Source organism: Vibrio sp. 10N.261.55.A10, assembly GCF_041470825.1.
GTDB lineage: Bacteria > Pseudomonadota > Gammaproteobacteria > Enterobacterales > Vibrionaceae > Vibrio > Vibrio crassostreae_C.
In genome coordinates, this window is the sequence record NZ_JBFRNC010000092.1 from 36,057 (window position 1) to 58,992 (window position 22,936).

Consider the following 22,936-nt stretch of genomic DNA (forward strand, 5'->3'; position numbering starts at 1 on the left):
TTCATGAATCTATTGCGACTTCTCCTTCGATCGGTGTTCGTTCTCCTACGTCTTGTAAGATAGTAGGAGCGACAATGACACACAGTTCTATTTCAAAAGATTTAACGCCAAAAGCTTCAGTTTCACAGCACTCTGCTGATGGTTCGATTCGCACGAACACTCCGATTGTTTTAACTATCGCGGGTTCTGACAGTGGCGGCGGTGCGGGTATCCAAGCGGATATTAAAGCTATGTCTGCGACAGGTAGTTTCGCTTGTTCGGTAATTACCGCTATCACTTCCCAGAACACTCAAGGCGTGTCAGCCATTTTCCCTATTCCACTCGACCATGTTGCTAGCCAGTTAGATGCGGTTTTCACTGATCTGAATATCGTGGCAGTAAAAGTCGGCATGTTGGCTGATTCTCAAATCATCAAAGTCGTCGCGGACAAAATCAAACAATACCAACCTAAACACTTAGTGATTGACCCTGTAATGGTCGCGACAAGTGGTGATCTTCTCTTAGAAAACTCGGCTATCACGACGCTAAAGCAAGAACTGATTCCGCTGGCAGACATCATTACGCCTAATTTACCTGAAGGCGCAGCATTAACAGGCAAACCGGTACCTGAAAGCGAAGCTGAAATGCAGGGCATGATTGAAGATTTACGCGCACTAGGTGCTAAAGCCGTTCTTCTCAAAGGCGGTCATTTAGAGAAAGATGAAAACAGTAACGATCTACTGATTCTCCCGACGACGTCTGCCTTGATTAGCGCGAAGCGTTTCCCGACTAAAAACACCCACGGCACGGGCTGTACGCTTTCATCTGCCATTGCTTCTTTCTTGGCTCAGGGCAACACGCTGGCAGAAGCTGTTGACCTAGGCAAACAATACATTTCTCAGGCGATTGCTCATGCTGATGAGTTGCAAGTTGGTCAAGGTCATGGCCCGGTAAATCACTTCTTCGCTGGACACGGTAATGTCCGTTAATACGGTTGGCGTTCAACTCAGCAACGCGACGTTACGTTACCGAGACAGCGAGCACGCAACCTTATCGGGATTGTCGCTTAGCCTAAACGCAGGTAAGTGGACGGTATTGTTGGGTCGAAGTGGCTGCGGAAAAACTACGGTATTGCGTTATCTGGCAGGCTTGCTGGACGACAAGGTGGAGTGGCAGGGCACATTGGCAACGTCTGATGAATTGCCTTTAACCGATCGCATCGCTTACATGGCGCAGCAAGATTTGTTACTGCCATGGCTATCGGTCATCGACAATGTTTGCCTGAGTCATCGTTTTCAAAATCCAGTCTCTGATAAAGCACTGCAAACTAATCAAGCACTAGAGTTGTTAGCTGCGGTTGGTTTGGCTGATCAGGCGTCTACTATGCCGGATCAATTGTCTGGTGGTATGCGCCAGCGTGTTGCTTTGGCTCGCACCTTAATGCAAGACAAGCCAGTGGTGCTGATGGATGAACCCTTCTCTGCGCTGGATGCGGTAACAAGACACAAACTACAGAGCTTAGCGTGTGAGCTGTTAAGAGATAAAACCGTTGTGTTGATCACCCATGATCCACAAGAAGCGGTGCGCTTGGCGGATAATTTGTATGTGTTGCAAGGCACACCTGCGAATGCTCAGTCTTTATCTGTGCCTCTCACATCAACACCACGAGTGTTAGATGGTGAATGTGCTGAGTTGCAACAAGCGATCTTAGATCAGTTGGAGCGTGATTATGAATGATCTAACGCGAAGCGAAACTGTGGCTCATTCAACTAACGCACAGACTACCACTGCACGCCCTCGTCAGATGAATCCTGTTGTTCGTTTGCTTATCAGCAGTGCTGTGATTCTCGGTTTATGGCAGTTAGTTGTGGTTGTCTTCGAGATGCCGAGCTTCATTTTGCCAGCGCCTGCAGAAGTCTTTTTAAAGCTGATTGAACGTTATGATGTGTTACTCAAACACACATGGGTGACTGCGCAAGAGGTCCTACTTGGCTTGTTACTCGGATTGTCTATGGGGCTATTTTTCGCTCTGCAGATGTTGATGTTTGATCCGTTAAAACGTTGGTTATTGCCTATCTTAATTGCCAGCCAAGCTATCCCTGTATTTGCGATCGCGCCAGTATTGATGCTGTGGCTTGGTTATGGCATCGCCTCAAAAGTGGTGATGGCGGCGATCATTATCTTCTTCCCAGTAACCACTTGTTGTTACGACGGTCTGCGCAATACACCGACAGGCTATCTCGATCTTGCCAAAACGATGGGTGCATCGAAATGGCAACTGCTCCGCCATATCCAACTTCCTGCTGCACTGCCAACCTTAGCGTCTGGCATTCGTGTAGCGGTGGTGATTGCGCCAATTGGTGCCGTAGTCGGGGAATGGGTTGGTTCGAGTGAAGGGTTAGGTTACCTAATGCTGCAGGCCAACGCGCGCATGATCATTGATGAGATGTTTGCTGCCTTGTTCATCTTGGCGGTGCTGTCTATCTCGCTCTACTTCGTTACAGATAAATTACTCAAAAAAGCTATCCCTTGGGAAAACCAATGATGGCTTCGCTCAACATAAGAATAATATTCAAAAGGAAAGGTTAACCGTGAAAAATACAAAATTGATAGGTGCAGTGGCACTGCTTGCTTCATTGGTTTCAGGTCATGCTCTAGCGGACTCTGAACAGAAGAAACTGACGCTGATGCTGGATTGGTTTGTGAACCCGAACCATGGTCCGATTGTGATCGCTCAAGAGCGTGGCTACTTTGCTGACCAAGGCTTAGACATTGAAATTCAAGAACCAGCAGACCCAAGCACACCTGCAAAACTGGTTGCTGCAGGTAAGGTTGATTTAGCGGTAACTTACCAACCAAGCTTAACCATGGATGTGGCAGCGGGTCTTCCTTTAGTTCGTGCATCAACCCTTATCGCGACGCCACTGAACACACTAATGGTACTGGATAACGGCAAGAACGATTCGCTAGCGGATCTTAAAGGTAAAAAAATCGGTATTGCGATTGCTGGCAACGAAGAAGCGACTATCGGTACTATGTTAGCGCAAGAAAACGTTGCATTTACAGATGTGCAAACCATCAATGTCGGTTGGGCACTTTCATCTTCATTGGCATCGGGCAAGGTAGACGCAATCTGGGGTGGCTTACGGAACTTCGAAACCAACCAGTTAGCACTTGAAGGTTTTAAAGCGAAAGCATTCTTCCCAGAAGAGCACGGCGTACCCGCTTACGACGAGCTTATCTTTGTTGCGAACGCAAAGAAACACGATGATGAAGCGATCAAAGCGTTCAACAAAGCATTGGAACAAGCAACGACTTACATTGTGAACCACCCCCAAGAGTCATGGAGTGAGTTTGTGGCGTATTCACCAGATACGTTGAATAACGAGCTTAACCAACGCGCATGGAACGACACGCTGACTCGTTTTGCACTTCGTCCTTCTGCTGTAGATATGAAGCGTTACGACGATTACGCACAGTTCATGTTTGACAAAGGCATTATCAAATCACTACCGAAAGCCGCTGACTACGTACCGACTTTTGACTAAGGAATCTCATGAAATACCAAGACTTAATCCAAGCCTGTCAACAAGATTGGCAAGACTACACCGAGCATGATTTTGTTAAAACGCTGGCAAACGGCACACTCGCTCAGCCGTGTTTTCTGCATTACTTGAAGCAAGATTTTCTGTTTTTAAAGCAGTATGCCCGCGCTTATGCATTGGCAATTTACAAGGCTAAAACCTTGGCTGATATGCGTCGTGCACTGCCAAGTGTTCATGCGTTGCTAGATTCTGAAATCTCTCACCATGTGACTTACTGTGGTCAGTGGGGTTTAACCGAATCGGATTTAGAAAACGAACCTGAAGATTTCGGCACTGTTGCCTACACGCGCTACGTTCTAGATGCGGGTATGACGGGTGATCTTGTCGACTTATATGCGGCACTGGCTCCGTGTTCAATCGGTTATGCCGTGATTGGTAAAGCGCTGTTAGAAAGCAGTGATACTGTTTTGGAAGGCAACCCATACGCAAGCTGGCTGCAACTGTATGGCAGTGAAGAGTTCCAGTCTGGCGTAGCAACGGGCGCGGAATACTTCAATCAGTTGCTTGCTGAAATTGATATCAACAGCGAACGCGGTCAGAACATCGTTCATATCTTCAAAACCGCAACGCGTATGGAAGTGGCTTTTTGGCAGCAAGGGCTGAACGCTCTTGATGATTCAACAGCGGCTTAAAAGCGACTTTCACGAATAAGGATTTACCCATGCTTACTGAACAAATTATTCAATCGCTACGCGCAGTACGAGAGCAAAAACCACTGGTTGTGAACATCACTAACTATGTAGTGATGAACAACACGGCCAACGCGTTATTGGCGATTGGCGCTTCGCCTATCATGGCGCACTCACAACAAGAACTGGCTGAGATGATGTCATTCTCTGGCGCGCTTGTGATTAACATTGGCACATTAGACAGTGTTTGGACGCCAAGAATGTGTTTTGCTGTTGAGCAAGCGAACGCGAACAATAAGGTTGTGGTTCTTGACCCTGTGGGTTGCGGTGCAAGTACGCTGCGTACTGAGACTTCTCGTGAAATTGCACGTTTAGCCGATAAGCTAATCATTCGTGGTAATGCGTCTGAGATTATCGCGTTAGCGGGCGAACAAGCGCAGAGCAAAGGCGTTGATGCGCTTGATAGCAGTGATGCTGCGTTAGGTGCTGCACAGTGCTTAGTGGCTGAATACGGTGCAAATGTGGTGATATCTGGTGAGACAGATTACGTTGTCACCAAAGACAGCGTGGTGACGTTAAACAATGGACACCAAATGATGCCGTATGTGACGGGTATGGGGTGTACTTTAACTGCATTGACGGGTGCTTTCGCGGCTGTTGGTGATGATAGTGGTTTAGCTGCAGCAGCGGTATTAGGCGTGGTTGGTGAAATCGCGGCTGAAAACTCTCGCGGCCCAGGTAGCTTACAAATTAACTTGCTTGATGAGTTGTATCAGTTAGACGAAGAGACTCTGATTCAACGCTTGAAGATTCAGTAGGGCTAATCTAACTCTAAGCCACAAGTTAGAGTTAGATTAACTTAAAAAAGCCCCCGACACTTATGTGTAGGGGGCTTTTTATTACTGGTTTGGAACTGTGTCAGCTGTGTATAGACTGGCTGGCTAGGTTCTAAATCGGTTAACTTGGCTCTCTAGGTGATGAGCAACCTCGGTTAAGTCGCTCGCTGCACCTGAAATGCTGCTTACCGACTCTTGGTTGCTTTGAGCAATAGTGTTTGCACCTTGCGCGTTTTCACCCAGTGATTTGGTAAGACGATCCTGCTCATCAACCGACACCGCGATTTGGCTGTTGGCTTGGTTCAGATCTTGGATGTGTTGATTAATCACATGTAAGTTCTGAGAAGCTTGCTGCGCCTGCGTTGAAGCGTCTGAAACCGTGCTGTGGCTCTCTTTGATAGACTCTAACGCATCTTTAGCGCCACGTTGTAGTGAGGTGATGAGCTCATCAATCTGGCTAGCAGAGTCTTGGGTACGTTTAGCGAGCGTTCTTACTTCATCGGCTACTACTGCAAATCCGCGACCTTGTTCACCTGCGCGCGCAGCTTCAATAGCCGCATTCAATGCCAACAGGTTGGTCTGCTCAGAAACGCCTTTGATTACTTCAAGAATGGCACCAATGTTCATCGACTCTTTATGTAGGTCGGTCACTTTTTGGCTGCTTACCTGCATGCTTTCATCGGCGCTACCAATTTCATGCAGTGTCTTATCTACTTCTTTCAGTCCCATCGCCACATTCTCGGTGGCTTGGTTGGCAACTTGAGACGCGTGGTTAGCACTTGCCGCAATTTCTGATGTGCTGGAAGCTAATTGATCAACGGCAGAAGAGATATTGATCATTTCACTGTTCAATTGTGTTGCGTTGGTCGAGCTGTTATTTGTCACTTGATTGAGTGACTCCGACATCTCACCAATACGCACGCTAGAACGGTTCACTTGGCCAACAATATCGCGCAGAGATTCAATGGTGATCTCCATATTAGTCAGCAGTTCGCCAATCTCATTTTTGCTCTCAATGTTCACTTCCACATTCAGGTTGCCCTGAGAAAGCTCGTTGGTGATCTGTTTAACTTGTGCGATGCCTTTAGTAATAGAGCGAGTCACCAACACGGCGCTCGTCATGCCAATAACTAAAGCCACACCCGTCAGCAATATGATGATTTGAATCGAGCGCTTTTCGCTGGCTTGCAGTTCTGGTGTTAATGCTTGTTTCTGTTGTTCTAGAATGCTCTGAGCATCAGCTACCGAAATCGCTAAGCTGTCACCAATAGAGGCGAGGGTAGCGGTTCTTTGCGTGTTCTCAATCATCTGTTGATGAACTTGCTCAAAGCCTTTCGCGTACGCTTCACGTTGGTTAGAGAAATCTTCAATCAGTTCACTTTGATAAGGAGATGATTTAAGAGACTCAATATCGCCCTCGATACCTGGCAGAGCATATTCAAAGATGTCTTTACCGGCTTCGTAGGTTTTGAGGTCGTTGTTGTTTGAGTAACTGAGTACGGTGATCTTGGCTGCGAGGAAGTTCTCCATCAACATGCCCGCGTATAAGCTCGCGTTTGGATCATTGTTATTGTATGACTCATACAACAAGCTCTGAGCCGCTTTCAGTGCGTTGGTTTCTCGTTTGACCATCTCAACGTTGACCAGTTGGTCAATGAGCAGTTGGCTCTGTTTCATTGACCCATAAGCCACATCAAAGGCCGCCACGCTGTCTTGCACTAATTGCAGGCTAGCTAGGCTATCGGTTTTGGTGCTGGATTGGATTAAGTTGTTGAGCAGATCATCAATCGCAAGTTTGCTTGATTGATAATTCGTTTCGTACTGTTCATCCAATGACTCTAAGTAACGTTCAGAAGCTAAACGCATCTGAAGAAAGTGCACTTGAATGTTGCTTGATAATGTCGCTTTTTGGCTGAGCTCACTGTATTGGCTAAAGCCGTTCGACAAGGTTTGGATACCTTTGTAACTCACAAAGCCTGAAATGACGAAAAAGAGCAAGCAGATGGCATAACCCAGCTTGATCTTGAGCGCTATAGAAAGGTGGCGCATAACTATCCCTATATTTACCTGATTCCTTCACGGTGGAGTATTTCATAAAACAGTGTTCTGGGCATGCTTGAAGTGAATTCTTTGTGTAATAAGTAACGCTTTAGTTAAAAAATTCAGATTTTTCGGCACGCTTTCAACGAGTTGCGTATCTGATGGTGCGTGTGTCATTGAGCTAATTTAGTATTAACTTCCATGCACATGATGTGATTTGTCGGTAAAATGGTGCAACGCCAATTTTAGACATCGACTCCAAAGGTACGAAATGAACCCTTATAAGCTCTACTTAGTAACGGATGACCAACAAGATTTAGAAACGCTTAAGTTCGTGGTTGAACAAGCGGTCGCGGGTGGCGTTACTATGGTTCAAGTAAGAGAAAAACATGGGGACGTAAGAGCCTTCATTGAACGAGCACAAGCGGTTAAGTCGATTCTGGCTGGCTCCGGTGTTCCGCTGATCATCAATGACCGAGTGGACGTTGCATTGGCTGTCGACGCCGATGGTTTGCATCTGGGTCAATCGGATATGCCTGCAGAGTTAGCACGTCAGTTGATTGGTCCGGATAAGATTCTCGGGTTATCGATTGAAACTGAACAACAGCTACAAGAAGCCGATAGTTTACCGATTGATTACATTGGGCTCAGTGCGCTTTTTGACACACCGACCAAGACGAATCTAAAGAAACACTGGGGTTATGAAGGCATTCAAATGGCTTTGGAAACAACGAAGCTACCGATTGTCGGTATTGGTGGAATTAACGAATCGAACATCCCGCAGTTAGTTGAGAGCGGTATTCATGGGTTAGCACTGGTATCTGCGATATGTCACGCTGAAGATCCAAAACAAGCGACGCGGGATCTGTTGTCTCTGATGGGAGAGTGAAGGGGTTATAGACTAGAAAACAAATGAGGTTAACCATTTGTTTTCTAGTTAAAGAACAGGCTAATAGAAAGGCTAAATTGGCCTATCGCTTGAGCTTTTAAGACAATTTATTTAATACACAGTTTGGTTTACTGAGCGCATAAAGCAACAGTACCGATGATCATAATAACGATCACGGCATACCAGCCGTATTGTGCGGTCTTATCAGCAACAAACACCTTAATATAGTTGAGCTCTTCATGCGCCATTGCGATGAAGTCTGTGTAGTTAATCGATAACTCACGGCTGGCTTCTTTCAAGTCTTGCTGAAGTTTGTTGAAAGCCTCATCGATGAAGCCTTTTGTTTCTGAAACAGACGGAGTCGCAGCCAAAGTTAGGCTATTCCAAACCGCCATACGCGATTCATATTCGCTTTCACTGACACAATTAAGTACGCGTAAATCATACTCTCGTTTGTTACGCTCTTTACCCATTTTCTCAGGGCAAATATTTCTTAAAACGTTCACGACAAATTTTCCAAAAGGTTCATTTAGATATAAAAAAGCACTCGAAGAGCGCTCATAAACTGGGTGCGAATCAATATTCAAAAGTGATCTATTTGAAACCGGCATAAGCAACAGCAAGGCTGAGCGCTTATCTGGGAGATTTGAAGTTGGGTCAGTGGTGTTAAAGAGCGATTTGGGCCTGTCTATATTCGTTTGAAAAGACAAACCCGTTGGGATCGCAGTGTAGTTAGGTCACTTTTGGACATCAACTAAGGTGTTTTATCCACACGACAAAGATATTTATCGGCACGAAAAGCTGAAATGAGGTAGTGGTGGTGTGTTCCATGCCGATATTGAATCTCTGAATTGACGATGTTTTGAAAATAGAGATGTTTTGTAAACAGGGGAGGCTAGTTGGCTTGCCATTGATTGTACTGCAGTGAGTGCCCCTTAAGCTGCTCAATAAGGCTGGTGAGAACTGGGCCGTTGATGTGGCTGCGAGACACCAAACATCCCACTGGAGTAATCCAACCACCATGCTCGTGCGAAACAGGCAACGCCACAAGGTCGCCTTTTTGAATGCCTTCCATCACCATCATCTCGGGCACATTAGCCCAACCCACGTTCTGTTCAACGAGATCAACAATGGTCTTGTGGTTGTTGGCGTACCAAAGCATCGAGCTAATACCGTAGGTGAACCACAGTTCGCGTTGTTTTGAGCTGCGATGCACACATTGGCGATAGCGCTTTAGGTCTGAGTCTTGTACAACGGACATGCGACTCAGTTCGTGAGTGGCAGAGCTAACAGTTAGGAAACGCGCTTGGCCCAGCAAAAAGAAATCCATATCGACCTTCAGTTCGCCATCCGCGTAGATGATGCCAATCTGTGCTTTTCCTCGTCTTACTAGGTCTTCCACATCAAAGGTTGAGGTGGTAATGATATCGAAGTGTGTGATTGGAAATTGATCGGCGAGTGAGCTGATTATCTTAATGAAGCTCTTATCTATGATGCTTTCATCAACCGCAATGATCAGTTCGTGCTCATCTTCTTGGGTCAGCGATTCTACTTTTTGATCGAAGTACTTTTGCTGGTCAAGAATGGACTTAGCCACAGGCAATAACGCTTTACCTTTGCTGGTTAAAACGGGGATGTTTTTCTCTCGGTTAAACAGCTCTTGGTCAATGGCAATTTCGAGGTTGGCTATCGATTGGCTTACCCCAGACTGAGCTCGTTTCAGTTTGCGAGCGGCGGCAGAGAAAGAGCCACTTTCACACACCGTGACGAAGACTTTTAGTTGCTCAAAACTGTACATGTTATCTCTCGCTCAATACAAAATGGGGTACTTATACTTAAGCTATCACTAAACGTGATGGCTGTTAACTTTCTCTTATTGTTTTCGGTGACATAATTTCGGTAAGTCCACCATGTTATAAATTGCTATAGGAATGTATGAGTACGTTAGAGAGAGTTTTCCACTCGGTGTTGTTTGAAGTATTGGCCGTCACACTGTCAATTATAGGTTTAGCGATATTTACTGATCACGATGTGAATGCCTTATCAGGAACCATGATAGTTGTTGCGACTATCGCGATGATTTGGAACTACTGTTTTAACCGTATTTTTGATCGTTATTTCACGGGTGAAAAATCAAAGCGGACGCTCAAATTACGTGTTTTTCATGTCGTGCTATTTGAGGCTGGCTTGTTGATCGCGACGATCCCTGTGATGGCATACTTACTTAACGTGGGGTTATGGCAAGCATTTTTAATGGATATCGGCGTGACCATTTTTATTACCATTTACGCGTTTGTGTTTAATCTGATTTATGATCATATACGAGCATTCTGGGTACGCAGAGCGGACTTAGCCGTTCAGTAATCTACCAAGTCAGTAAACACGAGTTTGGCTACTAACCGTTTGTTTATCCGTTATTTTGACGGAGGTATCCGGTTAGTAGGTCTAGGTAACGCGGCGTTTGTTCTGCTATCTTAAATAAGGTGATAATTTGAGTGCTTGAAAGAACAGATTAAGAGGAAAGGATGCCAGATACCTCTCAGATAATGACAGTGGTAGATAAGAAGGAAGTCGAGCTGTTCGCGGAACTGTTCAAACATATTGATGGTGAAATCTACACCTTACTACGCAGTGCCCAAATCCCTAATGATATTCTCACCAGTAATGACCATTACGATTATCTCCCTGAGACAACGGTTAAGAACGTGGTCAAGATTATGGGGGAATCTGCGTCGAGAGAAGAGTTTTCGCTGTTTATGTGGAGTTTTTGCAAGCAAACCTATGTACCAAGGTTTGTGGCTAAGCTAAGTCAGCAGGATTCATTGAAAAGCGCGCTAGACCAATTTGGTGAGCAGCTGAAGCTCGTATCCAATGGTGCGAATGTCTATACCAAGCAATCAGGAGGCAAGTGGTGGTTGGTTCGCGAGAAGCCGTTTACTAACGCGCCTTGGTTTAAGTTCGCTGAGCTGTTCTCTGTCATTTTCATCAACGAGCTACTTTTAGTATTAACGCAAGGGCGTTGGAAGCCGTCTGAGGTTGGCATTCAGAATGGCGATCTCGAATGCTTTCAATCTCTACCACAAATGGGCAGTGCTCAGTTTTATACGCATAGGCCGGTCACTGCCTTTGAGATCCCTGAAGATATCATGCTTGCACCGATTGTTTTACCCAAAATTGCTCAAGTACCAGATCTCACTAAGCCTTTACCTAGCTCATTCTTGAGCGCTTTTAAGCTTGTTATTAAACCTTATCTCACGATGGGTAAACTGCCAATTAGCTTAGCTTCTGAGATTCTGAATATTCATGTCAGAACGATCCAGCGTCGATTGGAAAGTGAAGGGGTGGTCTACAAAACCTTGATTGAAGAGATGGTTCTTGAGCAGGTTTTAGAATTGCTTAAGCAGTCAGATCTATCGATCACGCAAGTAGGTGCGAAAATGGGCTATTCCGATTCTTCCCACTTTACCCGAGCGTTCAAACGACAGATGAACATGACGCCAAGACAGTACCGAAAAGAGCACAGCTAAAACCAGTAAGTAAAAACAGGAGCCTGCACGCAGAATTATTTATTGTCACCAAATGGCCATTTATCAACCTTGAATACTGGCAATATCACTACTAAGTTATTGAATGTGGATGAGTTGTTTTTTTTTAGCGAGTTTCGCGACCAATAAAAACATCTTTGAAACCTCATGACACTCATTAGTAGTTACGGAATCGTTATGGGAAGTGGACGCCACTAACAAACGGAATCAAGGTGTAAAAATGAAAAATGCAGGCTTAAAGCTCTCTGTTGTTGCTCTTTCGTGTTCATTTGCTCTTTCTGCAAATGCAGCATCAACGCTATTTACTAACGTCGATGTGTTCAATGGTACTGAAAACAAATTGTACGAAGACCATCATGTATTAGTCGAAGACAATCTTATCAAACAAATCTCTGCGAGCCCGATAGAGGCTGGTGACGCTGTAGTGATTGACGGCGAAGGCAAAACGTTAATGCCAGGTTTAATCGAAGGCCACGGACACTTATTGCTTAACGGCGGTAACCTAAGCGACCACGAAAACAACCGAACGATCGAAGAGTTAGCCGCGCGAGCGACAGTCAACGCGAACGCCGCGTTTCAATCGGGTTTCACCACGTGGCGTGATGCTGGTGGCTTGAATACTGGCTTACGTAAGACTATCGATTCAGGCATGTTGCCGGGCCCACGACTTTACACATCAGGCGCATTTATTGGCCCGACGGGTTCGCATGCCGATTTCAGTAACCTAACCACGGCTAACCAACACTTCTTTGGTTCATCGACCAGTATGGCGCGAAATAGCGTCAGCTTTAATGCCGACGGTATTACCGAAATCAAAGCGGCTGCTCGCCAAAACTTCAAGCAAGGCAATACGCAAATTAAGATCATGTCATCAGGTGGTGTGGCATCATCATTTGACCCTTGGCAGCTGAATGCGATGTCTGCGGAAGAAATTGAAGCCGCCGTTGAAATTGCTGATGCGTATGGCTCTTACGTGATGTCTCACGCTTACAGCAAAAAAGCGATCATGCGTAACTTGGATGCGGGTGTTAAAACGATCGAGCACGGTTTCATGTTCGATGGCGATATCGCCGACAAGATGGAAGATAAAGACGCCTACATCACAACTAACATGACCGCGTTTTCACCTTACCTGACACAGATCGAAGCGATTAACTCGAACCCAGCCTCTAAGCGTAAAGCGGAGTCGGCAACCAAAGCATTCAAAGACTACATCTCGAATGTAAACAAGTACCAACCGAAATGGGGTTTCCACACAGACTGTGTCGGTGACGTGGTTTCTTGTATCAAACAAACCGACCACACGATCTTCCTTGCAGGTAAAGAGTTAGGCAACTTCTTCACTTTGAAAGGGATGACATCGGTAAACGGTGAGATCGTTAAGTTATCTGGCGTGATGGACCCATACCCAGAGGGTAAGTTAGGCGTGATTGAAGCGGGCGCATACGCCGATATCATTATTGTTGAAGGCAACCCACTTGAAGACTTGTCAGTGATTGGGGCAAACGAAAAATGGTTTGATGCAGAGCCGCGCAGCCCTGAAATCGATACCATCAAAGTCATCATGAAAGACGGCAAAGTCTACAAAAACACGCTGTAACTCAGTTCGACAACTCAGTTAAAAATTAAGCTTTAATGGGTGACCTATTTGGGTAGGTCACCCCTCTTCAAGGTGTTCTATATGCAAAAAATGCTTTCTCTTATCCTGTCGGTGGCATCACTTACGGCCGTTGCTTTACCTACTTTTGCTGAAACAGCGATGAATCTTGAGTGGCAAGATCTGAACTCAGAGTCTCACGAAATGAAAGTAGAAATGCCGGATCTAACCGATCAACAAATGCGTCTATTACAAGGTGTGATAGCAATGAGTGCATCAGAGGAAGAGCAAGCTCAACAACAGGCTTTATTATTTAAACAAACGTTAAAAGAGCAAGGCGTGGACGCAGACGAAATGATCGCACTGCGTGATGAATACATGCAAACCATGAAAGCAAACGCCGAAGCTATTACGACAGAGTTTGATGGCAAGAAAGTACGAGTTCCCGGTTTCATCGTTCCACTGGAATTCTCAGAGGGAATGACAGCAACAGAGTTTCTGTTAGTGCCTGTGGCGGGTGCGTGCATCCACATGCCACCGCCTCCTGCAAACCAGATTGTGCGCGTGTCTTTTCCTGAAGGCTTTCAGGTACAGAACGTTCAGTATCCAGTGTGGGTAGAAGGTGACTTTAGCTCCAACAAAGTGACTGAAGAGGTCTTCCTAGTCGATGGTAAAAGTAACCTCACCATGGGTTATGAAATGAAAGCTTCGATGATCGAAGACTATTATGAAAAAGAAAATTAATGGTTGTCATCAAATGACAATTTTCAATGTGAGTAATAACTAAAATAAAACTAACTTAAAAAGCACTGGTGACATGATGAACTCAAGATTTTCTAAAGTAAGTATCGCAATTGTGATGGCGGCTAGCCCAATGAGCGGCGTTGTTTACGGCGCTAACTTTGAAGGCCCAGATTCTGTTGAAAATACAATTGCAGAGCAGAAAGCACAAAAGAAATCTTGGAGGGAGTCATTAGCTGAGGATGGTTTTACATTTGGTGCAGATTACTTTGCTTTGGGGCTGACCTCAGGAGATGGGGTTGGCGGCGATAGCGTTGATGCATCGTCGGGTGTGGCTCGATTATACGGTTCATGGCATCTATACGGAAAGGACACACAGAACTCAGGTAGCTTAGTTTGGAAGGTGGAACATAGACATGCCTATGGTGATACTGCGCCAAAAGACTATTCATTCGGCCCACTTGGCTATGTCGGTTCAATTGGCCCTGCATACAGTGACCAAGGGTTTCGTGTTACGGACTTAAATTGGAAGCAAAAAATTAACGATGGCAAAGGCACTATTGTTGTCGGTTGGCAGGATGTAACTAACTATGCGGATGTTTACGCTCTAGCAAGCCCATGGTCTGGCTTTACTAATTTGGCATTCTCGACAGGCTCTGGTGCGATGGGCTTACCTGATGATGGTGTACTTGCGCTTTCTGCTGGTCATATGTTGGGTGAGAATTTTTATGTGGTCGGTGGTATCGCGGACGCAAAGGGTAAATCAGATGACATTTTTGATGGCTTTGATACCGCTTTTGGCAGCGATGCCTCTTACTTCACCACACTGGAGTTAGGCTGGACGGCTTCGCAAGAGCAGATCTACACCGATAACTTCCATGTGACTTTCTGGGACTTTGGTGACGATACTCGTCATAGTAATAGCCTTGCTGCGGAAGGTGGCTCGGGCGTTAACTTCTCATGGAGCCAGTTCATGACTGATCAAGTGATGCCGTTTGTGCGAGGTGGTTTCTCTGAAGGGGATGTTGCCCTTTACGATAAGTCGATTTCTGTTGGTATGGGATATTTCGGGTTAGGAAAACCGACGAATAACCTAGGTGTAGCGCTAAACTGGGCGGAAGTGAATGGTGATTCTTTTGCAGCTGATGCGAAGGCAATAAGCGGTAGCACAGAGCAATGGACAGCGGAGATCTACTACAACATGCAGTTTGGTGATCATTTCCAAGTCACGCCTGACATCCAGTATATAAAAGATCCTGCGTTTTCAAATGAAAGTAGCGCTTGGGTGTTTAGTATTAGAGCGAGAGTCTTTATCTAATTCCGCTACTTATTATCTTGTTTAGACCTAAAAAGTGAGCCCATGGTGGCTCACTTTTTGCTTTCCTGCGTGTCATCCAGCGTTAATTAGTTCTTATGAACAATCACTTCGCCTATCAGAGTTGTAAACAGTCATTCACTGGGTATGGCGTATTATGGTAAGTTCCCGGTTTCAGAATGATCCAAGATAAGACTCCAATTTAGACAGAGGCGCATATGATTATTCATTTTAGAATCCAAGACGTAGAAGAACTTTGGGGGGCCATCGATTTAGCAACGCTCTTGCAGTTGGAACTGAGAGCAGTATCAACCACACCGTTAACTCTCTGATTGAATTAGTTAAGTTACCAATTACACTTGAAGCATAAGTTTGAATGGAGTCAACTTAATGCTTTCACCCCTATCGCACTATCCCCGTTCTATTATTCTGCTCTTAATGGGCCTCAGTTCTTCCTCGGCCTATGCATCCAATGAATTGATTCAGAACCGGTTAGAGAAGATATTTTCTGTGTCAATTGCGCTGACTGACAGCGATGCCATTTCAATTGGCTTTGTGGATTTTGATCCTAATTCGTTTATCAACTTAAACGACAGTGGTTTTGGATCCGATAAAACCATCGATACTCGAAGCCAAGTGAGTGTGGGCTCCATCCCTTACTCTTCCGTGATTAAAACGGATGACCCTGACTTTGACCTTATTTGGTCTGTGCGAGGGTCTTATGCGCTTTCTGAACAGGATATTGAGATTTCATCAGATGTGACTCCTGACCGTCGTGTTAACCCAAATGAAGACTCGGTATTGGGCCTGTATGGCTTTTTCGGAGGACAAAACCATTTAAACCAGCATTGGTCTATCGCCTATGGCTTAGGCACTCACTTGCTCTATTACCGCAATAAATACGAATACAACAACAGCTACTCTCAAGCATTTCAATCTCAGCTAGACGGCTACGCGTTGAATACATCAGCATGGGCGCTTGTTGCAGAACCTTCAGTCAAACTTCAATACTTGCAACCAAAGGAGTGGGGCAGTTGGAATGTGTCTTCCAGAGTTCGTTACTTTTATGGAACAGGCTGGGGCGAAGCGAACGATGGCGATATCGGTAACCCAGAAGGGATGCGATTCATTAATGAACTAGGGTTTAGGCAAAATGTAGCGCTCGATGCTTGGTCGCTTAATAACCCTCAAATCCACTATAACTTAACAAGAATCGATGTTGCGGGTGATTTGACGGCTCCTTTAGATACGCACTATTACTATGAATTCGGGGCCGGATTAGTATTTGATGTGCCTTACGATTCTTACTTTTTTGACAACTTCGGGATTGGAATTAACTTCAATTATGGCAGCTCACTCAGTGGCGGTAGCTTGCTATTCTTACTCAATAATTAGCATAAGTTGTTGATCTTAATGGTACTCATATAATTTGAATTTGTATGTGTCGTAAAATGGTAAATATCTTAGTGGAAACTTAGCCATCATAGTCATTCGCCCATCACTAGAGCAGACTATGAATAAGTTAAGTTTTGACCGAAAAATGCCGTTATACGTGGTGTCTACACTTGCCCTTAATATGGCAGTTAGCTTGTGGTTATTGAGTATGGCTTCTTCGGCGGTCATGGCTTTTTCTGTGTGCGCGTTGTTTTTGCTCAGCACCCTCATTGCTGCACGCCTATATCGACATGAAATGGCTCAAAGCAAGAATAGCTTGTCTGAAGCGATCATTGATGGCGTCGCTGGTTTTATCATCCTCGATAGTCAATTGAGGGTCATACAAGTCAATCAACAGTTCTCTAGAGTTTCAGGTTATGCCTTTAATCAAGTCGAGTCTCGCCCGATTTCTGATCTCTGTTTTATGAATAACAGCAGCCTAATCGCGACCATTACTCGCTCACTGAAGGAAAACCAGAGATGGAAAGGTGAGTTGAGTGGAGTCAGTCGACTTGGTGAACATTTTACTGTGAATGTGGTTGTCGAAAAGTTAGTTGAAATACTGTCGCACAATAATAAATATGTGGTGACCTTTACGGATATTAGTCGACGCAAAGTATTAGAACGTCGATTAAGAATGTTGGTGGACACAGACTCTCTCACAGGGTGCTGGAACCGCCGCCGTTTTGATAAAGATCTTAATCATTATTCAAACTTAGCGGAGCGTTATGGTTACACGCACTCTTGTTTGGCGTTAATCGATTTAGATCATTTCAAGGCCATCAATGATAATCATGGTCATGACCAAGGTGATTCAGCGTTGAAAGAGGTCGCAGAACTGTTGAGAAATAACAGTCGAGACACCGACATCGTCGCGCGAGTAGGCGGAGAAGAGTTCGCTATCTTGATGCCTGAAACCAATTTGGCAGAAGCGTTTGAGGCGATGTATCGACTGAAAGAAGTGATTACCAAAGGGACAACATTGAACCTGACCGTGAGCAGTGGTGTGTCTGAAATACAGGCGCAAGCCGAAGCGACCTATCGCAGTGCAGATAAGGCACTTTACCGCGCTAAAGGTAACGGGCGAAATAGAGTGTGTAGCTCTAGCCCAGGCTGTGCTACTCCAATTGCCCTTGGTTAGATGTAGGCCGTGCTTGGTTAATCAATCGAGCGAAGCCTAAGCCGAGATTGAGCGTTGGTAAATCTTCGGCGTAAGGCCAGACACACGCTTAAATGCACGAGAAAAATGAGAGATGTTGGTGTAACCGAGTTGGCTAGAAATGTAGGTCAGCGTGTGGCCTTCTTCCATCAGCTCGCAAGCTACAGAAAACATCAGGTTCTCTTTGATCTTTCGATAAGTGGTGTTTTCATTCTTGAGTTTGCGTTGGAACGTTCGCACTGAAAAGTTGAGCAGCTCTGCCGCCTCTTCAAGAGAGAGGTCTTGTTCTTTCATGTACGGTTTTAGAAGCTCATAAATACTATCGGTAAAGCTGGTATGCCACTCAATAAGTGTCGGTTTTGTACTGAGGTCTTTAGACGTAAGACGGATTGGGAGTTGTAAGATCTCATCAGGAATCTGCACAGCAGTCGACGAATGATCAACAAACAGTTGGCAGTTACTTGATACCAGTGTTTTGACGACATCGATGTCATGCCCTTGCAAGCGAACTTTAGTCGGTAACCATGGTGATTGCGATAAAATGGTTATTAACTCGATGATATAAATAACAGCGAAAGCTTCGCCCCATTGAAACATAGGGGAGTTGTCTTCCGGGGCTGTCCGGCAAAACCAGTTCTGACCGTGTTCTTGGATAAACTCGACTTTGCTGCCTGGTGAATCATAGGCAAAGATTGAATTGATCTGTTTTAGTGCATCGCCAATGGTTTCGAATTCGGTAAATCGATGCAAGACATTTGGGATGATTCGACGTCGAAATGCCAGTCCAAGAATATCGGTGAACCGTGATACGCCAAGTTGTGCCGACGTGAGATAGATCAAACGCTTAATGGATTCTGACGGCACAAAGTCACTTTCAGATTCGATGAGATCGGGCGGTAAACCGGAATCTTTGAGCAACAGATGTAAATCAAGACCATAGTCAGAAAAAACTTGAACCAGAATTTTAGCGTAGTTCGTTTGAATTACCGGGACTTGGTAGTGACTAGAGGTCATGAGAATACAATCCTGTATATATTGTCGCGTTATTAGACGAGCATATCATTTGCAACGTTTTGTTTACTAAATCTAACCTCATTTACTTGAGTTTTCCATTGCTGGGTTTATTTTTAAAGTATTAATTTTGTTGATGTTAGTTATCTATAAGGGAGTCCCATGTCAGAAGTCGACGGGAATACGCAAGAAGCCAAGGAAGACGTTGGCCAGCAAGAAAACGGAAAAGACAAAGTAAGAAAGGTCACAAACTACTTATTGTTGTTTGTGGCGTTCATGCTGATCTTCAGTGTCATTTCAGACCGCATCATCCCTATTACCGATAATGCTCGTGTTAAAGGCTATATCGTCCCAATCAAGCCTGAGGTGTCGGGTAAAGTACTCGATATTCTTGTTCAACCTAACCAACTCGTTAATCAAGGCGATAAGCTTGCGATTCTCGACGAGTCTGATTACCTCATCGCCGTACAACAAGCCGAGCAAAATTTAGAGATTGCTGGCCAAAATGTCGGCGCGCAAACCGCGAGCATTGCTTCAGCTCAAGCAAAACTCACTTCAGCTATTGTTGAAAGACAAAACACCAAACTGCAAGCCAAGCGTGTTTTAGAGATGTCCGATAAAGGTGTCGTTTCTAAATCAGATGCAGATAAAGCGCGAGCAGCATTAGCGACCTCTCGTGCGGCGGTTGTGAATGCAGAAGCTGACCTTGACCGTGCTAAGAAACAAATGGGTAAAGAAGGCGAAGAAAATAGCCAAGTGAAAGCGGCGTTGCTGGCACTTGAACAAGCTCAATTGAATCTAGAGCGCACCGTGATTACTGCACCGACACAAGGTGGTGTCTCTAACTTTAGCCTGTCTGAAGGTTTCTATGCATCAGCAGGGCAAGCAATCATGACCTTTGTTTCAACCGAAGATATTTGGATTGAAGCTTATTATCGAGAGAACAGCCTAGGTAATGTAACGGTCGGTGATGAAGTTGAAGTGGCGTTAGATTTCGCACCGGGCAAAGTGGTAAAAGGGCGCGTAAGTAGTATCGATTGGGGTGTTGATTGGGGGCAAAATGACCAAGCAGGTAAGCTTGCTCAAGCTAGCCAACAAACGGGTTGGTTGCGCCAAACACAGATGCTTCCTATCACCATTGAATTTGATAATGAAGAAGTGACAGGCATGCTCCGAGTGGGTGGCCAAGCGGATGTGATTGTTTATAGCGGTGATAACTTTGTGTTCAACGCGATAGGCAAGGTATGGATTCGTTTGATTAGCGTATTGTCTTATGTCCGATAAGCCAATTCCTGACCAGCAAACACAGCAACGGATCCTGCGATTTACGGTCGGGGTCACGTTGGCTGTTTTCTTGGCGGCGTGGATAAACTGGCCACTTGCGTTTGTGGCGCCAGTGTTCACAGCTAAGTTCTTAATTGATAAACCAAATCTCCATAAAGAAACGGTCTACGAATTGCTCTTGGCCGTTGTGGTGACAATGGGGTTAGGTTTATTACTGTCGCGAGGAATTACCCATTATCCAATCCCATTGCTGATTTTAGTGGGGTTAATGATGCTGTGGGGTTACTACTTGTTTGTCGACCCCAAATGGAACCTGTTCGCCACCATACTGTTGATTGCGGTCTTGATGTTGCCATTCATGGCGATTGATAACCCTGGCGTTTCAGTCATGCTGGCCTCTGGCTTAGCGACCTCTGGTGTGGTTTCAGTCATGCTTTTTGCGTTAGTGCATGTGTTTTTCCCTGAGCCAAAATCGGCGTTCTCAGGCTTCGCTGCTGCGCCACTCGAAAAGAAACAGCGTTGGTATGCGGCCTTTAGGGCGATGATTATCTCCTATCCAGTGGTGTGCTTTTTCTTTATTTTTCAAATATCTGAAGCTTTACTGACAATGATGTTCATTGCGTTGTTATCGTTGATGATTACGTCAGAGAAGTCGATAAAGTTGAGCGCTTTTTTGGTGATAAGTAACGGTATCGGGGGATTGCTGGCGATTGCTGCTTTTTCAATTCTTTCTATAGTACCCAACATTGTCTTCTATTCTTTGTTTATAGGACTTATTGCCATTCTTATGGCTACCAAGATCTACACGGTTCCCGAAAAAGCACCTATTTTCGCCACTGCATTTAGTACGTTGCTCGTACTGGTTGGTAGCACGTTGATGAGCTCCGGTGACATCGATAGCAACACTCTTATACGCATATTCCAATTAGTGTTAATTGGCATATATATGATTTTGGCTTCTCTATTCCTAGAAACACGGAATTGGAAGTTTCTACAAAATCAGCCTTAATTTTGTCTAACAAGGACGTCTCATGAAGTTAACCGATGATTTTTCAAAACAGGCGATAGACGCTGCCATCAAGATCGCAGCGATTGCCATGCTCGTGTATTGGTGTTTTTCGATTTTGCGCCCATTCATTCTTCTGGTGATATGGGGTGCGATCATTGCGACTGCGTTGTATCCAGTGGCGGTCGCAATTTCAAATAAAACAGGGATGTCGAAAGGTAAAGCCAGTGCATTGCTGAGCTTTATTGGTGTGATTCTTCTATTTATTCCTTTGGCGGCGCTTTCTTCTGGTATCTACACCAGCGCGACTGACCTGATGACAGGGCTTCAAGATGGCACATTGTCATTGCCTAAACCGAAAGAGTCCTTACAAGATATTCCATTCATAGGTGAGAAGGTTTATTCAACCTTGGTTGCCGCCTCCAACAATATTGAAGGCACTTTCATAAAGTATGCGGATGAACTTAAACAGTTTGCGACGAAAGCGGCTTCTGTTCTTGGCTCGTTAGGTGGCGGCTTTATTCAGTTCATCATCTCTACCATCATTGCGGGTGCATTCATGAGTAATGCCGATAAATGCAAAACCGGCGTGACTCACTTAGTGGCGCGTTTAACGGGCGGTAAAGGTGAAGAGTTGGTAGAGCTCTCTAAATCGACCGTGCGAAGCGTTGTGCAAGGTGTGATTGGTGTGGCTGTGATTCAATCCATGATGTCGGCAATCGGTTTGGTGATTGCAGGCGTTCCAGCAGCTGCGTTTTGGGCGCTAGCTGTGCTGCTCATTGCGATAATCCAACTTCCACCGATTCTCGCTCTATTACCGGCGATTATCTACATGTTCAGCGTTGAATCGACACTGGCGGCGAGCTTGTTCTTAGTGTGGTGTATTTTGGTGAGCGGCAGTGACGCTATCTTAAAGCCAGTATTGCTGAGCCGTGGCTCTCACATTCCAATGTTGGTAATTCTATTGGGTGCACTGGGCGGAATGGCGATGTCAGGCATCGTCGGTCTGTTTGTCGGTGCTGTGATACTGAGTTTAAGCTATGAGCTGATGATGGCGTGGCTTGGACTTGAAGAGAAAAACCAACAAGAAACTGAGAAAAAACCTGCAGAGGTCGAGGGAAAATAGATGAAGCCAGTCTCTAAAGACGACAACTTCTACTTCTTATTCTATGCACTGTTGGTGTTGTTTCTTGGTTGCGCGGTGATGCAGCAGTTTTATCCGCAAGGCCAGAAAACAATCCTATTTCTTATCATTATTACGTTGGCGAGTTCAATTGCCGGTATTCATAAAGAGCGAGCCTTGTATCGCTCTTGGTATGGGCTGTTATTGATTACGGCGCTCGTGTCTGGCGTGTTTTCATTTTTGGAAGGCTATAACCTGTCGATAGTGACGCTATCGGCGTTGGCTGTGTTCTTGTTTTCACACATTTACTCGGCGTTGAAGCAGGTGATGAAAGCCAAAACGGTGACACCCAATCACATCATCGGCTCCATCTGTATTTACTTGTTGCTAGGGTTTGCTTGGTCGACCATCTACTTGTTAATTTTAGAGATATTTCCTAATGCCTTTAACGGGTTAGAAGAGCAAGTCTGGCTGACGAACTTGTTTAATGCGATGTACTTTAGCTTTATCACCTTGACTACGGTTGGTTACGGCGACATATCACCAGCTCTGCCTATTGCTCAATTCTTTGTGTTTATGGAATCCATTATCGGCAGCTTTTACTTAGCTATCATGGTGGCGAGTTTGGTGAGCATTCGACTTGCACAGTCTCAGTCCCAATAGAGCATTTACAAATAATAGAGCACATACAAACAAGCCCGGCAATCGCCGGGCTTGTTCTATTTGTGCGCCGAGCATGGCGT

Annotated in this window: 21 protein-coding genes and 1 pseudogene; 18 read left to right on the forward strand and 4 right to left on the reverse strand. The window is 45.2% G+C overall.

The genetic code is table 11. From position 1 onward, the window contains the following. Positions 1 to 74: 74 nt before the first annotated feature. From thiD to thiM, 6 genes and pseudogenes are all read left to right on the forward strand, one after another. A complete protein-coding gene (thiD, locus tag AB4274_RS21280; RefSeq protein ID WP_017071991.1) occupies positions 75 to 968 on the forward strand; it encodes a bifunctional hydroxymethylpyrimidine kinase/phosphomethylpyrimidine kinase in 894 nt (297 codons plus the stop codon). Beyond that, the gene (locus tag AB4274_RS21285; protein ID WP_372113156.1) at positions 958 to 1,716 is read left to right on the forward strand and encodes an ABC transporter ATP-binding protein; all 759 of its coding nucleotides are present in this window, start codon (positions 958 to 960) and stop codon (positions 1,714 to 1,716) included. Before thiD ends, AB4274_RS21285 begins: the two co-directional genes overlap by 11 nt. Before the next feature lie 73 nt (positions 1,717 to 1,789). Next, a pseudogene (locus AB4274_RS21290) lies at positions 1,790 to 2,524 on the forward strand (ABC transporter permease); the annotation flags it as partial. Positions 2,525 to 2,570: 46 nt separating this feature from the next. Next, positions 2,571 to 3,527, forward strand: coding sequence for an ABC transporter substrate-binding protein (locus tag AB4274_RS21295; protein ID WP_108203193.1), 957 nt, complete (start codon positions 2,571 to 2,573; stop codon positions 3,525 to 3,527). Between the two features lie 8 nt (positions 3,528 to 3,535). After that, a complete protein-coding gene (gene tenA / locus AB4274_RS21300) occupies positions 3,536 to 4,216 on the forward strand; it encodes a thiaminase II (protein ID WP_017061912.1) in 681 nt (226 codons plus the stop codon). 29 nt (positions 4,217 to 4,245) lie between these two features. After that, entirely contained in the window at positions 4,246 to 5,031 is a 786-nt protein-coding gene (thiM, locus tag AB4274_RS21305) for a hydroxyethylthiazole kinase (RefSeq protein ID WP_017064406.1), read from the forward strand. Positions 5,032 to 5,154: 123 nt separating this feature from the next. Here the strand turns inward: thiM and AB4274_RS21310 are convergent, their stop codons facing one another. After that, complete coding sequence (locus tag AB4274_RS21310) at positions 5,155 to 7,098, reverse strand: methyl-accepting chemotaxis protein (RefSeq protein ID WP_372113157.1); 1,944 nt, start codon at positions 7,096 to 7,098, stop codon at positions 5,155 to 5,157. 262 nt (positions 7,099 to 7,360) lie between these two features. Here AB4274_RS21310 and thiE point away from each other — a divergent pair, with 262 nt between their 5' ends. Next, positions 7,361 to 7,978 carry a thiamine phosphate synthase gene (gene thiE / locus AB4274_RS21315; RefSeq protein ID WP_372113159.1) on the forward strand — a complete coding sequence of 206 codons (618 nt, stop codon included), beginning with the start codon at positions 7,361 to 7,363 and terminating at the stop codon, positions 7,976 to 7,978. Positions 7,979 to 8,106: 128 nt separating this feature from the next. Here thiE and AB4274_RS21320 read toward each other — a convergent pair whose 3' ends face one another. Beyond that, the gene (locus AB4274_RS21320; protein WP_372113177.1) at positions 8,107 to 8,451 is read right to left on the reverse strand and encodes a thiamine-phosphate diphosphorylase; all 345 of its coding nucleotides are present in this window, start codon (positions 8,449 to 8,451) and stop codon (positions 8,107 to 8,109) included. 422 nt (positions 8,452 to 8,873) lie between these two features. Further along, on the reverse strand, positions 8,874 to 9,776 hold the full coding sequence (locus AB4274_RS21325; protein WP_372113161.1) for a LysR family transcriptional regulator: 903 nt from the start codon (positions 9,774 to 9,776) through the stop codon (positions 8,874 to 8,876). Between the two features lie 137 nt (positions 9,777 to 9,913). Here AB4274_RS21325 and AB4274_RS21330 point away from each other — a divergent pair, with 137 nt between their 5' ends. The 7 genes from AB4274_RS21330 to AB4274_RS21360 all read left to right on the forward strand — a co-directional run bounded on the left by AB4274_RS21330 (position 9,914) and on the right by AB4274_RS21360 (position 17,751). Next, positions 9,914 to 10,342: a PACE efflux transporter gene (locus AB4274_RS21330; RefSeq protein ID WP_372113163.1), complete on the forward strand. Its 429-nt coding sequence runs from the start codon at positions 9,914 to 9,916 to the stop codon at positions 10,340 to 10,342. A gap of 182 nt (positions 10,343 to 10,524) precedes the next feature. After that, positions 10,525 to 11,505, forward strand: a complete 981-nt coding sequence (locus AB4274_RS21335; protein ID WP_102456572.1) for an AraC family transcriptional regulator — start codon at positions 10,525 to 10,527, stop codon at positions 11,503 to 11,505. A 238-nt stretch (positions 11,506 to 11,743) separates the two neighbouring features. Further along, a complete protein-coding gene (locus AB4274_RS21340; RefSeq protein WP_050619673.1) occupies positions 11,744 to 13,123 on the forward strand; it encodes an amidohydrolase family protein in 1,380 nt (459 codons plus the stop codon). An 81-nt stretch (positions 13,124 to 13,204) separates the two neighbouring features. Then, positions 13,205 to 13,864, forward strand: coding sequence for a DUF3299 domain-containing protein (locus tag AB4274_RS21345; RefSeq protein WP_102393604.1), 660 nt, complete (start codon positions 13,205 to 13,207; stop codon positions 13,862 to 13,864). Positions 13,865 to 13,979: 115 nt separating this feature from the next. Then, entirely contained in the window at positions 13,980 to 15,179 is a 1,200-nt protein-coding gene (locus tag AB4274_RS21350) for a carbohydrate porin (RefSeq protein WP_372113179.1), read from the forward strand. Positions 15,180 to 15,566: 387 nt separating this feature from the next. Beyond that, positions 15,567 to 16,571 carry a Solitary outer membrane autotransporter beta-barrel domain gene (locus tag AB4274_RS21355; RefSeq protein ID WP_372113165.1) on the forward strand — a complete coding sequence of 335 codons (1,005 nt, stop codon included), beginning with the start codon at positions 15,567 to 15,569 and terminating at the stop codon, positions 16,569 to 16,571. A 118-nt stretch (positions 16,572 to 16,689) separates the two neighbouring features. Then, the gene (locus tag AB4274_RS21360; RefSeq protein ID WP_372113167.1) at positions 16,690 to 17,751 is read left to right on the forward strand and encodes a diguanylate cyclase; all 1,062 of its coding nucleotides are present in this window, start codon (positions 16,690 to 16,692) and stop codon (positions 17,749 to 17,751) included. Positions 17,752 to 17,787: 36 nt separating this feature from the next. Here AB4274_RS21360 and AB4274_RS21365 read toward each other — a convergent pair whose 3' ends face one another. Continuing rightward, entirely contained in the window at positions 17,788 to 18,783 is a 996-nt protein-coding gene (locus tag AB4274_RS21365; RefSeq protein WP_372113169.1) for a helix-turn-helix domain-containing protein, read from the reverse strand. A 159-nt stretch (positions 18,784 to 18,942) separates the two neighbouring features. Between AB4274_RS21365 and AB4274_RS21370 the strand changes: the two genes are divergently transcribed. Genes AB4274_RS21370 through AB4274_RS21385 form a run of 4 tightly spaced genes read left to right on the forward strand, consistent with a single transcriptional unit; the run spans position 18,943 to position 22,856 of the window. Beyond that, complete coding sequence (locus AB4274_RS21370; RefSeq protein ID WP_372113171.1) at positions 18,943 to 20,064, forward strand: HlyD family secretion protein; 1,122 nt, start codon at positions 18,943 to 18,945, stop codon at positions 20,062 to 20,064. Continuing rightward, positions 20,054 to 21,073, forward strand: a complete 1,020-nt coding sequence (locus tag AB4274_RS21375) for a DUF2955 domain-containing protein (protein ID WP_048606138.1) — start codon at positions 20,054 to 20,056, stop codon at positions 21,071 to 21,073. Before AB4274_RS21370 ends, AB4274_RS21375 begins: the two co-directional genes overlap by 11 nt. 22 nt (positions 21,074 to 21,095) lie before the next feature. Continuing rightward, positions 21,096 to 22,196, forward strand: coding sequence for an AI-2E family transporter (locus tag AB4274_RS21380; protein ID WP_017068458.1), 1,101 nt, complete (start codon positions 21,096 to 21,098; stop codon positions 22,194 to 22,196). Further along, a complete protein-coding gene (locus tag AB4274_RS21385; protein ID WP_017061900.1) occupies positions 22,197 to 22,856 on the forward strand; it encodes a potassium channel family protein in 660 nt (219 codons plus the stop codon). Positions 22,857 to 22,936: the final 80 nt, after the last annotated feature.

Coding starts and splice junctions, on each gene's coding strand:
- thiD (WP_017071991.1), top strand. CDS start 75: ATGACACACAGTTCTATTTCAAAAGATTTAACGCCAAAAGCTTCAGTT.
- AB4274_RS21285 (WP_372113156.1), top strand. CDS start 958: ATGTCCGTTAATACGGTTGGCGTTCAACTCAGCAACGCGACGTTACGT.
- tenA (WP_017061912.1), top strand. CDS start 3,536: ATGAAATACCAAGACTTAATCCAAGCCTGTCAACAAGATTGGCAAGAC.
- thiM (WP_017064406.1), top strand. CDS start 4,246: ATGCTTACTGAACAAATTATTCAATCGCTACGCGCAGTACGAGAGCAA.
- AB4274_RS21310 (WP_372113157.1), bottom strand. CDS start 7,098: ATGCGCCACCTTTCTATAGCGCTCAAGATCAAGCTGGGTTATGCCATC.
- thiE (WP_372113159.1), top strand. CDS start 7,361: ATGAACCCTTATAAGCTCTACTTAGTAACGGATGACCAACAAGATTTA.
- AB4274_RS21320 (WP_372113177.1), bottom strand. CDS start 8,451: ATGGGTAAAGAGCGTAACAAACGAGAGTATGATTTACGCGTACTTAAT.
- AB4274_RS21325 (WP_372113161.1), bottom strand. CDS start 9,776: ATGTACAGTTTTGAGCAACTAAAAGTCTTCGTCACGGTGTGTGAAAGT.
- AB4274_RS21330 (WP_372113163.1), top strand. CDS start 9,914: ATGAGTACGTTAGAGAGAGTTTTCCACTCGGTGTTGTTTGAAGTATTG.
- AB4274_RS21335 (WP_102456572.1), top strand. CDS start 10,525: ATGACAGTGGTAGATAAGAAGGAAGTCGAGCTGTTCGCGGAACTGTTC.
- AB4274_RS21340 (WP_050619673.1), top strand. CDS start 11,744: ATGAAAAATGCAGGCTTAAAGCTCTCTGTTGTTGCTCTTTCGTGTTCA.
- AB4274_RS21345 (WP_102393604.1), top strand. CDS start 13,205: ATGCAAAAAATGCTTTCTCTTATCCTGTCGGTGGCATCACTTACGGCC.
- AB4274_RS21350 (WP_372113179.1), top strand. CDS start 13,980: ATGGCGGCTAGCCCAATGAGCGGCGTTGTTTACGGCGCTAACTTTGAA.
- AB4274_RS21355 (WP_372113165.1), top strand. CDS start 15,567: ATGCTTTCACCCCTATCGCACTATCCCCGTTCTATTATTCTGCTCTTA.
- AB4274_RS21360 (WP_372113167.1), top strand. CDS start 16,690: ATGAATAAGTTAAGTTTTGACCGAAAAATGCCGTTATACGTGGTGTCT.
- AB4274_RS21365 (WP_372113169.1), bottom strand. CDS start 18,783: ATGACCTCTAGTCACTACCAAGTCCCGGTAATTCAAACGAACTACGCT.
- AB4274_RS21370 (WP_372113171.1), top strand. CDS start 18,943: ATGTCAGAAGTCGACGGGAATACGCAAGAAGCCAAGGAAGACGTTGGC.
- AB4274_RS21375 (WP_048606138.1), top strand. CDS start 20,054: ATGTCCGATAAGCCAATTCCTGACCAGCAAACACAGCAACGGATCCTG.
- AB4274_RS21380 (WP_017068458.1), top strand. CDS start 21,096: ATGAAGTTAACCGATGATTTTTCAAAACAGGCGATAGACGCTGCCATC.
- AB4274_RS21385 (WP_017061900.1), top strand. CDS start 22,197: ATGAAGCCAGTCTCTAAAGACGACAACTTCTACTTCTTATTCTATGCA.